The 15039-nt window shown below is 34.6% G+C and carries 13 protein-coding genes and 3 pseudogenes; 2 read left to right on the top strand and 14 right to left on the bottom strand.

Going from position 1 to position 15039, the window contains the following annotated elements; all coding sequences use genetic code 11:
* Positions 1-484: 484 nt before the first annotated feature.
* The 7 genes and pseudogenes from B5F87_RS19015 to B5F87_RS18985 all read right to left on the bottom strand — a co-directional run bounded on the left by B5F87_RS19015 (position 485) and on the right by B5F87_RS18985 (position 6047).
* A pseudogene (locus B5F87_RS19015) lies at positions 485-1630 on the bottom strand (IS3 family transposase).
* Between the two features lie 115 nt (positions 1631-1745).
* Positions 1746-1892, bottom strand: a pseudogene (locus B5F87_RS19010) (IS110 family transposase); the annotation flags it as partial.
* Between the two features lie 197 nt (positions 1893-2089).
* On the bottom strand, positions 2090-2770 hold the full coding sequence (locus B5F87_RS19005; protein ID WP_087283916.1) for an ATP-binding cassette domain-containing protein: 681 nt from the start codon (positions 2768-2770) through the stop codon (positions 2090-2092).
* Positions 2763-3599: a hypothetical protein gene (locus tag B5F87_RS19000; protein ID WP_087283914.1), complete on the bottom strand. Its 837-nt coding sequence runs from the start codon at positions 3597-3599 to the stop codon at positions 2763-2765. The genes B5F87_RS19005 and B5F87_RS19000 overlap by 8 nt, the downstream gene beginning before the upstream one ends.
* Positions 3592-4395 (bottom strand): hypothetical protein, encoded by an 804-nt coding sequence (locus B5F87_RS18995; protein ID WP_087283911.1) that lies wholly within the window; start codon positions 4393-4395, stop codon positions 3592-3594. The genes B5F87_RS19000 and B5F87_RS18995 overlap by 8 nt, the downstream gene beginning before the upstream one ends.
* A 75-nt stretch (positions 4396-4470) precedes the next feature.
* Complete coding sequence (locus tag B5F87_RS18990; RefSeq protein WP_087283909.1) at positions 4471-5646, bottom strand: hypothetical protein; 1176 nt, start codon at positions 5644-5646, stop codon at positions 4471-4473.
* Entirely contained in the window at positions 5634-6047 is a 414-nt protein-coding gene (locus B5F87_RS18985; protein WP_087283906.1) for a hypothetical protein, read from the bottom strand. The genes B5F87_RS18990 and B5F87_RS18985 overlap by 13 nt, the downstream gene beginning before the upstream one ends.
* Positions 6048-7309: 1262 nt before the next feature.
* On the opposite strand from B5F87_RS18985, the gene B5F87_RS18975 reads away from it, so the two are divergent.
* Both B5F87_RS18975 and B5F87_RS18970 read left to right on the top strand, forming a co-directional pair.
* Complete coding sequence (locus B5F87_RS18975; RefSeq protein WP_087283900.1) at positions 7310-7780, top strand: hypothetical protein; 471 nt, start codon at positions 7310-7312, stop codon at positions 7778-7780.
* 136 nt (positions 7781-7916) lie between these two features.
* Positions 7917-8264 (top strand): PadR family transcriptional regulator, encoded by a 348-nt coding sequence (locus B5F87_RS18970; protein ID WP_087283895.1) that lies wholly within the window; start codon positions 7917-7919, stop codon positions 8262-8264.
* Positions 8265-8649: 385 nt separating this feature from the next.
* Here the strand turns inward: B5F87_RS18970 and B5F87_RS18965 are convergent, their stop codons facing one another.
* The 7 genes and pseudogenes from B5F87_RS18965 to B5F87_RS18935 form a co-directional block, all read right to left on the bottom strand.
* On the bottom strand, positions 8650-9198 hold the full coding sequence (locus B5F87_RS18965) for a hypothetical protein (protein ID WP_087283893.1): 549 nt from the start codon (positions 9196-9198) through the stop codon (positions 8650-8652).
* A complete protein-coding gene (locus B5F87_RS18960; protein ID WP_087283891.1) occupies positions 9192-9980 on the bottom strand; it encodes a transposase in 789 nt (262 codons plus the stop codon). The genes B5F87_RS18965 and B5F87_RS18960 overlap by 7 nt, the downstream gene beginning before the upstream one ends.
* Complete coding sequence (locus tag B5F87_RS18955) at positions 9973-10839, bottom strand: transposase (protein WP_087283889.1); 867 nt, start codon at positions 10837-10839, stop codon at positions 9973-9975. The genes B5F87_RS18960 and B5F87_RS18955 overlap by 8 nt, the downstream gene beginning before the upstream one ends.
* A 30-nt stretch (positions 10840-10869) precedes the next feature.
* Positions 10870-11304, bottom strand: a complete 435-nt coding sequence (locus tag B5F87_RS18950) for a type IV secretory system conjugative DNA transfer family protein (RefSeq protein ID WP_158097107.1) — start codon at positions 11302-11304, stop codon at positions 10870-10872.
* A gap of 283 nt (positions 11305-11587) precedes the next feature.
* Positions 11588-11713 (bottom strand): annotated as a pseudogene (locus B5F87_RS18945) (SpoIVB peptidase S55 domain-containing protein); the annotation flags it as partial.
* Positions 11714-12258: 545 nt separating this feature from the next.
* Entirely contained in the window at positions 12259-13737 is a 1479-nt protein-coding gene (locus tag B5F87_RS18940) for a hypothetical protein (protein WP_087283883.1), read from the bottom strand.
* 21 nt (positions 13738-13758) lie between these two features.
* The gene (locus tag B5F87_RS18935; protein ID WP_087283880.1) at positions 13759-14790 is read right to left on the bottom strand and encodes a nucleoid-associated protein; all 1032 of its coding nucleotides are present in this window, start codon (positions 14788-14790) and stop codon (positions 13759-13761) included.
* Positions 14791-15039 lie beyond the last annotated feature (249 nt).

Here is a 15039-nt window from a genome sequence, read left to right as displayed (position 1 = left end):
TGCCGGCGAACTGCCGGAAATCCGGAAAAGAGAAGTGAGCGAAAGATTGGAGCAAATCTGTCCTTATCATACAGGTTTGCTCCAGATTTGTACAGGTACGAGATATCTACCGTTTACCTATTTATGAAAAGACTTCCGGCAAATATCTATAGCTTTCTCACATATACATCTTCCCATAATCCTTCACTAATCGTTCACCATCTTTACCTGCCAGACACAAACTACAGGACTAATAAAATGATAGAACTACTACCAAAAAATGAGCATTTTTGCACGAAATGAAGGAAAATATATAGATTTATTGCCAACGAACTCTGCGTTTCTTACAGCAGGACACAAAAATTAACGAGACAAGCTGTAATAAAAATTTATAGACAGCTTAAAATAGAAAATAATTAAAAAGTAAATATCTATTTATCGATTACTAAATATTGTTGTGATCAAGCTTTTTTGTAACACTACGATCTAATTCTTACTACGGGATTTATTTAACCCTGAAGCGTGCCTCATAAGGCGTCTTATAATTATTATAAAAATGTGGACGTACATGATTATATTTCACATATGCAAATTCTTCGATTGCTGTGTAGAGTTCTTCCTCAGTGTGGTAATACTGCTGATATATAAGTTCATTTTTCAATGTATTGAAATATCTTTCCATATGAACATTATCATAGGGATATCCAGCTTTGCTTATATTTTGTGTTATCCCTAGGTTCTCACATAATTCTTTGAACTCTTTTGAAGTGTACTGGCTTCTCTGGTCTGAATGTATTGCCGGGATTAATTTCTGGTTATGAAAGAATGGCTTTTTCCAATGTTCTTTTGGCTAAATCTGCTATTATGTTTCGGTCAGTTTTATTTGCAACAACGCTTCGATCATACAGACCGATCATTGTGCAGTTGTAACGTTTGCTGCCATCTGTCAAAAATAGGTAAGTAAAATCCGTGTAGCACTTTTGATTGATTTCATCAGAATGGAAATCCTGTTTTAGCTTGTTTTCATAAACTTTGTGAGCAATACCGTGCTCATATGCTGGCTTCTTGTTTCTAGAAACAGAGAACAACCGCAGCTCGGTATTCATATATTTATGAACCGTTAAATGACTAATATCGTATCCTTTCCGACAAAGATAGACATGCATAGTTCTGTAGCCATCTATTCCGCCGTGTGAGTGATAAATTTCACGAATAGCGTTTTTGATTTCAGCTTTCTGTTGACGATAATCCGATTTTCGTCCTTTCAGATAATTATAATAAGCATTTGGGCAGATATTAAACTTTCAAGAAGCCATCTGGGTCCAAACTTCTTGTTGTATTCTTGAATAAATCGATAAACCTCTAATCGATTTCCTTCGCAAAAAATGTCGCCACTTTTTTAAGAAGTCATTTTCTTTTTAGAGTTCTGCAAGTTTCTTCCTAAGTTGTAGATTCTCCTTCACATAATCATATTCGACTTTGGCTTCTTCGTTTGTCTGGCTTTCTTCACAAAATTGTTTTGTCCAAACAGAAATGCTTGCTTTAGATATACCATATTCTGCAGCAAAACTGGAAATCTGCCCTCCTTAAGATAAAGGCAGACAATCTCCTTCTTGAATTCTGGTTCATAGTTTTGACTCATTTGTAACACACCTTGTTTCTCCCTAAGATTATATCTTATTAGCTCGAGTTGTTACACAACTATGTTATATCACAACACTAAGCTTATCCGCCCAAAAGTAGAATGAATTGAATTCTTCAAGATCATTCTGAAAAGAAAAAACTCGTTTTGTAAGTTCGCGTCTTCGGTTATCAAAAGCTCTCGCATAATGAGTCCGACTTCCGATATCAACTCCAACAACCATTGTTGTACCTGTTACTTGCTCAATCTTTTCATTCTGTATATAATTCATTTTGAACCTCCAGTGCTTTGATTGTTTTGTTTACATCCGCCAAAATGCAACTCAACCATACCTTGAGGTTCTCTATTATTCAATTGTCACTATTTATGAATTACAGAAATGCTCCCATTTTATATTTGGTTATATTCTTTTTCAACTAATTTCTGTCAATCAAAGTTTTCTTTTTCAAGAAGCTATTTCCATTTTTACTATAAAATATCCTTTTCGATGATTAACTCCCCATGGCTGATGCGATAGACTTTATCACACAAATATTGAATATCCTCAAAATAATGGCTTGATAATAAAATACTTTTTCCTTGTTCTTTCAGATATAACAATAATTCTCGTATCTCTTTCACTCCCTCCTGATCTAAGTTATTCATAGGTTCGTCCAAAAGGATGATATCTTGATCCTCCATAATAGCTTGTGCAATTGCCAGACGTTGTCGCATTCCCATGGAATACTTTTTTACTTTTTTTCGATCACGCGGATCAAGACCAACCAATCGGAGAACCCTATCAACATCTTCTTTTTTTATTTTGTTGTTAATGGCGGCCAGGTAATATAGATTATTTTTTGCAGTCTCATCTTCAAAAAATCCGGGAACTTCTATAATAATCCCCATATTACCTATGATAAATTTTTCGCCCTGCATCAGTTTTCCACGTAGAAAAATTTTTCCATTATTCGGCTTCAAAAAACCACAGATACATTTCATAAGTACTGTTTTTCCTGAACCATTTCGTCCGATCAGTCCACAGATGCTTCCCTTTTCCACAGACATGGATACATTCTTTAATACTTGTTGATCCGAAAAGCTTTTATTTAAGTTTTCAATCCGGATGGCAGTATCTTCTGTTATTTCTAAAGTTTCAGGATCATTCATAATAACTCCTTTTTTTATAAGATGTAATAAATATTCCAATAACTAATATCACATCGATCATACACAACATTGCTTTCGCATAAAAGACATTGACTAAAATTCCATTATTTTCCGGTGTTAATATATTTAAGCAGATCCATGTGAAAGGACTCACCCAATATAACCGAAACATACGATAGAAAACGCTGATTCTTGACATAGTAACCAGACTGACTATGAAAATAATTCCAATCTTCTTTTTTCCATGCAAGGCTGCCAGATATAAGAGGAGTCCTGTCATAAAACAGAGCAAAAAACATATGAACATGATATGTTGTAATGTTTCTTTTGGGGTAAAATCCCATAAAACCCTATAATCTAACGAGATATAATTCAAATCTGCATATACTTCACTATTTTGAGAGATAGCTCCCCAAAATTGTCCCCACTCTCCATTCCCTTGCCTGTATGGAAGAAAGAAAGCATTCACTATATATAGAAAAACAGGAATAATAAAAGAAAGAATACTGATATAGATGACATGAGCTAATACATAAAGTCTTTTTCCGCTGCGTATCATAACATAAGAGCTGACTCTTTCCCGAAACGGTGCATTACTGAAAGCAAATATCACTATAAAAAAGAAAAGCATCATGAAAAATGTGTCGTTCCATATAAGAGAAAACGCATTACACTCCGGATAAAAGCCTATCCTTTCGATCAATTCCCTTCCATGATTCAGAGTCATATTAGACAGGATAATTTCAAATAATAAGGTCAACATAATCAACTGTCTGTTTTTCTTTACAAGAAATGCAGTTCTTATGATACGGATTATTTTTCTAAACATACCATTTCTCCTGTTTTTTCTGTATTTTTACAATGATGTAGCATAGTAAACTCATTAGAATTATCCAACATCCTGTATATGTAAAACTGTTTTTCAATATAACATCCGTTGAATTATTATAATTATATGGATAAAAGAACGTGTAATAAAATCTCCATTGATTAAGATTCGGAAAATAATCTCCAATCAATGATTCCAAAAGATACACGCTCAAAGTTGGAATGATCAAAACGAGTGTTTGCGATGGAATCAAAAGGGAACACACAAAAGATAATACTGCAAGGATTCCGGCAAACAGTCCCAGACCTACACATATCAAACCAAAATAAAGGAGAAATAATTGTTTTCCTAACAGGTCTCCCATACCCCACTCTATACAGATGTCATATTGACCAATCCCCATAATCGCCCATGGAATAAACATTCTAAGGGATAATAACCACAGAGCCGTTGCGCTACACATCGTAAAAAAACCAGATAAAAAACTGTTTAGGATCTTTGACACAATATAGTTTGAATCACGACATCGAATCATACAAAATTGAAGAAAATGGTTTTCTTTTTGCTTACAATATTCCGTTGCAAAAACTATCGCTATGATCATATAATTCAGATAAAAAAACGGATCATCAACGCTTAGAATTAAAGCGGATAATACGTCCGATTCTGATACTCTTGGTATCTCCCGGAAAAGTACTAAATTATTAATTATTTGTATCATGAAAATGGCAAGGATCATATTCTTTTTCAAAAACCATCTTTTTTGATCTGCTTTATACATTGATAAAAATTGCATTGTCTTCCCCTACTCTCAGTGGACAAAGGGATACACACCTTTGTCCACTGAAAGTATCCCTTGTTGATAAGTATTTTAAGTTTCCTGTACGATCTCTTTACCGGAGACAGCATCGATCATAATATTGAAAAAGCCAAACATTGTTTTAGGATTGATACCTTGGAACATCCAAACCGGTTTTATTTCATAGTTATTTCCATTGATATGAACCGGAACTAGTTGAAGAGAAATATCATTAATATTCCATTCTTCTCCCTGATCTACGTTTAATTCAAATTTTCTGCTTAAAGACTCTAATGCCTGCTCTAAACTTATTATTTTTTGCTCTTCCTCTGTTTTTTCGATACAATAACCACGGTATGCCCGAACATCTAACCATCCGTTTTTATTATATAAAACAGTGAGTTCCGTATAATCCACTCCGATTCCCTCAAATATGTCTCCATATCCGTTCTGATAGATTGGCACCCCATCTACATCCTGATAAAGAACAAAATAGTAGGCGTCATCTTCCTCAGACCATTGGTCCGTGGCACTTCCGCTTTCCTCTATAAGGTCTAAATGTGCATTTTGCTCCTGATATAATGTCTTATGATCCAATGCATATGCTTTATAATTGTCACTGATATCGATTCCAACAGCATCCTTATATGTCTTTTTAATAATTTTAAATATCTCATCCCGAGAACCAAAGGATAATTCTTTATCCAGAGAGTATTTGTCAAGGTTATAAGAATCAAATCTTTCATCATCAAAAAGGCAGTTCTCAATCTTTTCATTATTCTTATAGCATGCAAACATGTCCATCTTTTCTAGACTCAACGTCACATCGGAATCATGGTAATATTCCATATCATAATTTCCTATTTCCCTGGAATAATATCCTGAATCTATTTCTGGTTCTATTATCCGGTCACCTAAGAATATCTCTTTGCATTTTTCTTCGTTTATCAACGGCCTGGATGCAAGGATACGGTTCATTTTTAGATCTGCATAGACGTCCGGTATGGAATAATCTGCATCGATATGTACATAATCATTCATATCTAAAATGATATGCTTTTTTTCCTCATCGATATAAGGAGCATATTTTGTGCCTGCAGATTCTTTATCTGTAGAATTGGAGGCAGATGTATGGCTGCAGGCTGATAAAAATCCTATCAGAATAACATAGATGAATGTACATAATAAATATTTTTTTTTAATTATAATCATATTAAGTACATCTTTCTTATATTCTACGGCGTCCATTTTCCAGATACTCCTATGACTTCATTTTTATGTATACTGCTTGTTGACTTACAACGCAATTTATATGTTTTATTTGCCTTTGCTTTACCAGAAAGATATGTATTACTTTTTCTATCAGTACTCGTGGCTGACATAGATATTGGATTACTTGCAACACTTGTTCCCAATATTGCATGATATGTTTGTGTTCTAAAAGATGCATTAGAAGGTTCACAATCGATATGTCTTACATAAAACTTCTTTTCAAAATTAGCTTCGGATTTTTTAGCAGCAAATCCTGTTTTTGTTTCACCTGATTTCAAGTTAAAAAACATTTCAAACGACTTAGCATAACATGTGGTGTTGCTCATAAACAACATTGCTAATATCATCATAAAAATTACAAAATTCTTATTTTTCATATTAATCTCCTTTTTCACAAATCTTAAATGATTTACAGTAGTATAAACAATAATATTATTAATTCATTTTAATCACCATCTTATAATAAAATATATTAATACATTTATAATACTATTTCCATTATGCATTGTCAAGATTATATTTGATTCAAATATATATAACATATGATATATTTATCAGAAAGAATGTTTATATGGCCATAAAAATTCTTTTAAAAAAGGTACTATCGAACTATTACTATTATCTCTCGTATTATATAGCAGTAGTTTTTTAGTCCGTCTTCAAATACTGTAGAAACTCTCCATCATACCTTTCCTTTATCTTTAAATGATTTATTTTATCTGCCCATCTGAAAATAAATATACCTTGCAATCCCTGAAGGGATTTTTGTCGTTTGTGCCTTCTTTTTTCCTTTCTCAATAATAAAACAGGGGCATTTTTATGTCTGACGTTTGCAATTTAAAAACATTTATTCTATCCAATTTTCTCAAACAGGAACTATTGATAAGTTTGTTCTAGCGTATGTATCTTTTTTGCGCAACACGCGCCGACACTGTGATAAAAAGCACCAGCAATACTAAAATAGATGAAAAGGAAATGATGTGAAATTTTTTTGACTTCATTCCCCCTATTTATAAATTGTTGCATTCATAGGCATCACCTCTTTTATTCATTATAATTAAGACCAATTATATTTTTTTTAATTATAATAATAGATTATTATTATTTTGTCAAATACATTTGAATCAAATATATTGAATTTTAGTTTTAATCAGGATATAATATTATAAAAAACAAATGTAGATTGAATTATCTAGATAGTACTAAAAGCACTTATTATCAAATATTTGCAGAAGAAAATTTATGAGGTAATAATTTGAAAACTACTGTAAAAAAATATTTAAACTCAATAAAAAAATTATTTCCTATATATGGAAAAAAATAAAAACAATATATTCAAAATTTACAGACTCCGCTGTTAGAATATGCTATAGAGAAAGAAGGGGTGTCTTATGAAGATTTGATAGAAGAGTTCGGAACTCCGTCCCATGTGATTTCCGAGTACTTTTCAGAAGTGGATGAGCAATATTTGTTTCGCCAGCTGAGAATTAGGGGATATATAAAGAAGTTTCTTGTCTTTGTACTAGTTGCTTTTCTGGCCTTCAATGGATATTGTTATTTTTGGGCATATCAAGACTATTTGAACGCACAGGATGAACATATAATGTATAAAGAAATAATTATCGAAGAGGATTAAGTTATGAAGAAAAAAAATTTTTTAAGTATATTTAGTGTCAGTTTGCTAGTTTGTACATTATCGATGAATATTTTTGCTTCCGGAATGGTAGAAAAAAATATCAGTATAGAGTATCAATCGCAAGACGGCATTTATTATGAAACAATTTTGGAAGAAGAACCTTCTAATACCAGGAGCAGCACAAAAAGCGGAAGTAAAACTGTAAACTGTAAGAATAGTAAAGGAAAAATCCTGTGGTCTGTAAAAGTACATGGAAGTTTTACTTATAATGGAAAAACAGCGACATGTACCAGTTCCACAGTTTCTACGACCTGCCCAGCTTCCAATTGGAAGATTTCATCTTCTTCGGCATGGAAAGATGGTGCCAATGCGATAGCGAAAGCCACGGCAAAAAAGTATTCTTCCGGGATAGTAACAAAAACGGAAACTGAGACTGTCACTCTCCACTGCAGTCCTTCAGGTAAATTATCATAATCTTACAACAAAAAAATATATACGGCTACTATTAATTAGACTGCCGTATATATTTTTCTTTTATAAAAAAAATTATAGAAAAATGTTGATTTTGCCACCTTTTTACGATAAAGTTTATAAAGAAAGGATTTTACACATGGCAAATAAGAATTCATTTAAAAAAGGAACAATTGAATTACTATTATTATCGATTCTCAATACAGAAGACTGTTATGGTTATCAAATCACCCAGAGGATTAAAGAACAATCCGAAGGAAATATTACTGTGACCGAAGGAGCGTTATACCCCATTTTATATAAATTATCAGACAAAGGATATATCAGTGATTATAAAAAATTAGCAGGAAAAAGATTAATGAGAGTCTACTATCATCTTGAAGAAAACGGGAGAAATTACTTGAATAATCTATTTGAAGAATATCTCAAAGTACAAGAAGGTGTTCAAAAAATACTGTCTGCCAATCATATTGAGGTACCAAAATAACAGATTAATTTAGAGAGACTCCTTCAATCTTTGGTAGAATTATACAAGTTGATATACAATACATTTTTAATTACTATTGATAAATGTGAATTTTTCGATTATATTTTTTTGTATTATAATACAGTTTTTAAGCATATTTAGTAAATTTGGTTCAACCAGACTGATAGTTTCTTATAATCCGAATAATCTTTTCTAAAAAAATTATCTCTAATTGCAAATCGATATCTCGTAAATACCTTATAGCATGTAGCATGACATTAAAAGGATGTCTTCACTCATTTGATAAATGACCACTTTACTTTCCAAATATATGTTCCACCAAACTTTGCATGAAAAATTTCCATTTGATTGCATTCTTCTACGACTTTGTTTATCATATAAATAATCAAAAAACTCTTCTATACTGCCTCATCTTCTCCACATCATGCAGTGCAAAGTATTTCTTTATTTCCTTATCACTCAATCCATCTTCCATCCCACATATGATCTCCTCAATCTCTTCCGGAGATAGTTGTTCCGCATAACGCAGCAGACAATCCAGTACACTCCCGGACAAATCCCAGGGCTTTTCGTCTTCGCTTTCTCTCTCATAATCCTCTTCTTCCAAAAGGGGATACACATCTTCCGGCGGCTCCATTTTCGTGATATCTTTTTTAGGGATATTCTGGATCATATTACGTATCTCTTCATCTGTCGGGTGTGGTACCTCCTTCCAGTTGGTATACAAAAACTGCTGCATATCCATTTCAAAGGTCTTGATGGAATCATCCGTCTTTTCCGCTTCTTTAAAAAAAGCAAATTCCTCTTCTGATAAGATACGCAGTTTTTCTTCCCCTTCCAGTGTTTTATATTGGCCTGTTTTTTCATTATAGATAATCCGGATGAATATTACGGTGCGGCGGGGTTCTTCCGCAAATATCCGTAAATCTAACATCCCCTATACATTAACTTTGCGGCTAATAAATCTTTATTACAGCGGCCATACATGGTACGCTTTACCATTTTCAACTTGCTGTTTGTCCCCTCAACGAATCCATTTGATAGTGGGCTAGCAACTGAGTTTTCAACAGCATCCAGATCTCTTTCCAGACCTTCCGCAAAACGAGAAAGTTCCTTCATACCTGATTTTTTGTAACGATCGATAAACAAATACAAAAGTGGCATACTTTTTCGTTTATAGATCTCACGGAATTCGAGAATACATGCTCTCAGTTCTCTTAACTGTGGGTATGTATTCATCAGATACTCTTTGTGTGTAGCTGAAAGTTCCATACCCCTCCATAAGAAGCAGAAAATGCCATTCCTGGTAATATGATCATATTTCTGGAGCTCTTTTTTCTTCTGGATCGATTCAGCCGTAGAACTCCGATAGACGGCAATATCAATCTGATGATTTTTGATAATCTTATTCATATAGTCATAAGCAGCTGTTAGCTTTCCTTTATATCCTTTTTGGATTAACCTGCAGTAAACGTCCTTGCGGCTTATTCCTGCTGACAGTTCTTTGATAATGTAGTCATAATACTGATCCATTCCGCTACGATAATTTCGGCGGCATAAGGACTCATAATCGCCGTGAAGATATTTTCTTACCGTATTCCTGGAGCAGTGTAACTCTTTCGCAATTGCCCGATAGCTATATCCGGCAGACGCATATTCATGAATAGCATGGTAGAGCTGTACACTTTTTTTGTTGTATTCAGCAAAGTTATCCACAGTGCATGGTGTTTTTTTTACGTTCTTCTTCCTTGTTTTCCATGGATAAAGGAGCTTCCTCGCTGTGGCCAGTTGGTATCTTGATATTTACAGGTACAACAGCATTGACCGTATTTCTTATGGCCTCCAGTAGATTCTGATGCAGATGAAACCGGTCAGCTATCTGCAGGGCATCTGGAAGTATTTCCTGAATGGCAGAGGCATAGGCACGGTCACGGTCACGTGTTACTGTCTTAACCTGTTTATTATGAGACAGCCATTCTTTAAAAGCAGAACCGTCTCTTCCGTCCAGTATTGCAACCGGTGTATGAATCGCTTCATCTACGATAATGGTTCCGTAAGTATGTCTTTTTTTAAAAGCAAAATCATCAACACCGATAACGCTTCCGCATTTTGCTGCTTCCTGGATGGTATATCGTTTTGTAAGCAGGCGTATCACGGTGTCGCCACTGACTTTAAGATTCATAGCCTTACAGATACGTGAGCATCCCTCACAGCTGGTCTCCATCGCTAATGTACAGATAAAGTCGGCGCACCGTTCAGTCATCCGGCTATAATAGCTCAAGAAACCGTTAACTGTTTCGGAAAAAGTAGCAACTTTACAATCAGGATTGTCACATTGATATTCGTAAGCGTTTACCAAAAGCCATGTGGTTTTCCCAAGGACTGGAAGATCTTGAATTTTTCTTTCATAGGTTCCATGCTGATGGGTTGAAATGGCTCCACATTTGGGACATATACACTCCTTAGAGTGCGCGATTATTTTAATTTGTATCTCATGATCTGTCTGGCAGATATCCATGATTTCTAAATCAGCCGGATAGAAGTGCCGGAGATCGAGGCTTATTTCACTGCACATAAATTTCCTCCGCTAAGTAAGACTATCTACTTATATCTTACCCCACAATTTTGGAGATTCAATAAAGAAAACGGATATTTGCGGAAGAACCCTCAAAGTCCGGACAGGTGGCTCAAAGAGTCCCGGAATAATCATCCGGACAGGATTGGTATAGCCCTGCTTTCCTGCTGCTCTTTCCGCCTGTTGGAATTCTTTGGTATGGAAGGGCCAGTTCTTTTTATCATAAATAGGACGGTATCCCTCCAGGAACAAGATGCAGTCATCTTTGGGCATCCGGCTCACCTGTCCTGGCGTCATCAGCTTCATCCCCGCCTTTTGCATCTGTAGGTTGGAATTGCTGTTAGCGGCAAATACATATCTCATACCTTCAGAACGGGTATCGATAGTCAACTCTTCCAGCATATCTGAAATCCATCGGTGGATGGTATGGGCCGTTGGTCCGGATCCCAGATAAATCAAAATCATATCCATAGCCGCGCATAAATCGGCGGTTTTTTCCTCGGGCAGTAGTTATTCGGAATGTCACGGAAAATGCGAACAACCAGAATACAGAGAATATTGATGAACAGGCTATAGGACGTATTCCCCGAACCCATGACTAAAAATGAAACTATCTTTTTTCCATGTTCACCAGATCCAATATATGGTTCATCATTTTTCAACCTGTATAAAATTTTCAATGTCCTTTCAATTAAAAAATTATACTAAAAGGCACCAGACGTCTCCATCTGATGCCCTTCTCCCCTTCTCACTCTCCCCCCTGCTCCACCATCGTCTCTGCACAAATTCCATACCCTTTTGTCGGATCATCAACAAATACATGGGTAACTGCCCCAAGAAGTTTACCATTTTGGATCAGAGGGCTGCCAGACAGGAGTGTGTCAAGACAGGGACAACATTTTTTTCACTTTTTCACCTGTTATTCTATATCCCTTATCGTAACCATTCTTTGTGGAATGGATTCGCTGCACTATTTTCAGTACTTTAATTTGATGACCTCCTGCAGGCAGCTGTCGGGCAACAGCCGCATTGGAATCACACCATCTTATTCAGACCAGACACTTTGTCTGGAAGTATCATTATCCGAAACAGCCTCTTCGCCACAAAGTTCCCAACCTTTGCTGCAGCCTGATCAAAACCGCTCCAATCTTTTCTCACGAATAGGACTTAGTTTACAACAACATATCATAAAATAAGCATACCTTATGATTTACTATTTGATTATCATGGCGTATCAGCCGCCGGGCTCCACTGTTTCTTATTGTCCTGCAGGATGACTATAAAATTATCAAGTTGCATTTTTATGAGGAACAAAAAAGAATATTCCTAATTTTCCCTTCATAACAAAGACAGAAGAAAAACAGGAAAAAATCGAAAGAAAGAAAAATTTTTTATACTATTTCTTGGCACCTCTATTCTTTATTCAAAGCCTCCTCTTTCACCAAAAATAATCATTTTTATAAAAGAAAAAATAATCGGATTTTCACTAATGCACTCGACACTTACTAGGAGTATAACAAGAAACCCCATCCATATGAATAAATACAACTTCTGTGACTGGCTGACAGTTTTCTTCATATCCATAATTATTTTGTCATCCTGAAAACTTTCTTTTATATCATCATCGGTTAATATCTGATCATATGATTTTTTTAGTTCTTCATAACTATCGTATACTTTTTTCATCTGGTACTGTGATTGTTTAAAGCTAATAATCAAATAGACAACTGAACCTGCTAAAACCAGTTCAAGGATTGCAGTTATATCCCTCGTAAATATATTATCCAGAGGTTGGTCTGAGACAATGTTTGCAATTATAACAGTAAAAAGAAAACCAAAAATAGCGATCAAATTTGTCTTGAATTTATCCAAAAGTTCTGTTGCATATTCACCTGTCTTTGAAACAATACCACTGATAAAATCTGCCACTTTATTTTTCAATTCCAGATATTGCGTCACATTTTCCTTCAAATATAGATTATAATTCGATAGAATCGCTGCTAAAATCTTCGAATCCAGACGCAGTAAAGACTCATACTTGCAATGTAAATAAATAATATTTCTGGCAATAAGAGCCTTATCAATAGAACTTCCGCCGGAATAAATCCAATCATAAACTTTATATAAAATAGGATTCCCCTCTATATCTTTTAAATCATATGTATGTTCCACAGAACGTTGCCCCATAATCTGTAACTTTAGGTTTCCTTTCAAAATTGAAGAATTAGATGCTAACATACACAAGGATAAAATAGTTTCGATTTTTTGAAACAGTTCAACAAAAGGATTTCCTTCATATCCAAGAATTATCTTGAAATCGTCCGGTAGCAGTTCATAGTGGTCTTGGTTATAGAAATATGATGTTTCACGGCACTCCTGCAGTCGTTGTTCTCTGTCAAAATCTATATTGACTTCCTGATTATTCGCCCCAATAAAAAACATCGTTTTCGTGAAAAAAATGTTTCTATTATCAAATAGATCAAAAACAATATAACCTTCTGACTCATTTAGAATTAAGGAAAATGCGTTCAAAGCCTCCTCAATCGGCAACCGAATTAGATCTTCTGCAAATTGTTCAAAACAATACACCGAGAAATGCCCGTTCTGGATTTCTTTATTTATTTCAAGTTTTACAAATATTTGTTCATCTTGCAACAGCTCGCCTATGAAACTGTTGTATTCCGCTTCCGTAGTACTCTTTTTAAACGTAAATCTCTCATCGTTTTCTGTAAAAAGATATATCCTTATATCATCTCTTGACGGAACACTTTGTATAATATCGAATAATTCTTGAAATTCCAGTGGTATTGCTGCCGGAAATGAAAAAGAAACTTCGTAAATCTTCCTACTGTCTTTTTCAACTAAGTCTGAAATTTTATTATTAATCTCTTCAAACACACTCTATTCCCCCTACACAGATCACTCTTGTCGCTTAAATATCCGATATGTATTTTCATCATTCACTCGAATCTTAAGATATTGTTTTCCATCACTGTCCTGCTGCGACCATATAATATCTTTCAATTCCTCCATACCACCTGGTATCCGAATTTGAATGCCATTATACACCTCATAGGTTTTCCTCATGGAGGATTTAATAACAGTAGGAACCGTACTGAACTGACGGTCAAATCCTTTCTTCTGTGGCAAAGTTTCTAATTTTTCCAATAAAATTCCTTTTGTCTCTTCCGTCATGTCATCTGGAACATAATTTCTAATCGTTTTATCTAGCATCTCACTATAATCAAAGTGTTCCACACTGTTAAAATAAAGATACATCGCATTTCTAATTATCATATGGTCATGCGGCGCCACTTTTTTTAGAGTTCGAGTCAATGTTGAATCTACTGACCGAAATGCCTTTTTCGTATTATACTCATCACTTTGAAGTTCTACTAACTCTAAAAAGTCATGCCACCAATATTTTGCCACTGTATTAGAATAGATTCTTGCGCTAAATGTTGGTGCCTCGGTATCATCAATATCAAACAAACAAGTTTTCCAAATTTTCTTTGTATCCTTGGAAAATCCCGATTTTATACTATAATCTGTATCATCAAAAAAATCCGTATGTTCAACTTTCGCAAGAAGAAATGAAATATTTTCTTCATTCTCAATCAATGCTAATATTAGACTACCCTTCTGTACATTAGTATCCAGCTGGGCAATCCTCTCATTTGCCTCTTTTTCTTTTCGAAGCAGACGATCAGCTATCATATCTACATTTCGTGTAATCAAATCCAAATCTTCCTGTTGTCTTACGACCTCTAATATGGCAGTTATAACCTCTGTATTTGCAGACTGTGTCCTATATTCACGGACTGATGTATTATTATTGATATAGGCTATCAACTGTTTAATGTATTCGCTAAAATTCTGCATGATATTCCTTGTCAGAACCTTATTATTATCATAATCAATCACCCTTATAGCTTGTGCAATTATTCTCATCTAATTTCTCCTTTGTATTTAATACTTTTCCTGAACATATAGCTACAGCTGCATTATTATCAGGTCTCATCCTCAACACATATGTGTGATGATTTATTAACTTTTATTCAAGTATATCATACATTATAAATTATTTAAACTTTATTACCGTCATAACAGTCAAATTTAGTTCTACCACCGTTTTCTCTTTTGCTGTCCTCCTCCCCCTTCATTTACATAAATTACAGATAATTAGCAGTTATCCGTAAT

It is taken from the genome of Eubacterium sp. An3, from assembly GCF_002159465.1.
Taxonomy (GTDB): domain Bacteria; phylum Bacillota; class Clostridia; order Lachnospirales; family Lachnospiraceae; genus Anaerobutyricum; species Anaerobutyricum stercoris.
This window is presented reverse-complemented; position numbering and strand designations above follow the sequence as displayed.

Excerpts from the sequence above, each read along its gene's own strand:
- B5F87_RS18935 (WP_087283880.1), bottom strand. The coding sequence starts at position 14,790 with ATGAGAATAATTGCACAAGCTATAAGGGTGATTGATTATGATAATAAT.
- B5F87_RS18975 (WP_087283900.1), top strand. The coding sequence starts at position 7,310 with ATGAAGAAAAAAAATTTTTTAAGTATATTTAGTGTCAGTTTGCTAGTT.
- B5F87_RS18990 (WP_087283909.1), bottom strand. The coding sequence starts at position 5,646 with ATGGACGCCGTAGAATATAAGAAAGATGTACTTAATATGATTATAATT.
- B5F87_RS18970 (WP_087283895.1), top strand. The coding sequence starts at position 7,917 with ATGGCAAATAAGAATTCATTTAAAAAAGGAACAATTGAATTACTATTA.
- B5F87_RS18950 (WP_158097107.1), bottom strand. The coding sequence starts at position 11,304 with ATGATTTTGATTTATCTGGGATCCGGACCAACGGCCCATACCATCCAC.
- B5F87_RS19000 (WP_087283914.1), bottom strand. The coding sequence starts at position 3,599 with ATGTTTAGAAAAATAATCCGTATCATAAGAACTGCATTTCTTGTAAAG.
- B5F87_RS19005 (WP_087283916.1), bottom strand. The coding sequence starts at position 2,770 with ATGAATGATCCTGAAACTTTAGAAATAACAGAAGATACTGCCATCCGG.
- B5F87_RS18995 (WP_087283911.1), bottom strand. The coding sequence starts at position 4,395 with ATGCAATTTTTATCAATGTATAAAGCAGATCAAAAAAGATGGTTTTTG.
- B5F87_RS18955 (WP_087283889.1), bottom strand. The coding sequence starts at position 10,839 with ATGTGCAGTGAAATAAGCCTCGATCTCCGGCACTTCTATCCGGCTGAT.
- B5F87_RS18965 (WP_087283893.1), bottom strand. The coding sequence starts at position 9,198 with ATGTTAGATTTACGGATATTTGCGGAAGAACCCCGCCGCACCGTAATA.
- B5F87_RS18985 (WP_087283906.1), bottom strand. The coding sequence starts at position 6,047 with ATGAAAAATAAGAATTTTGTAATTTTTATGATGATATTAGCAATGTTG.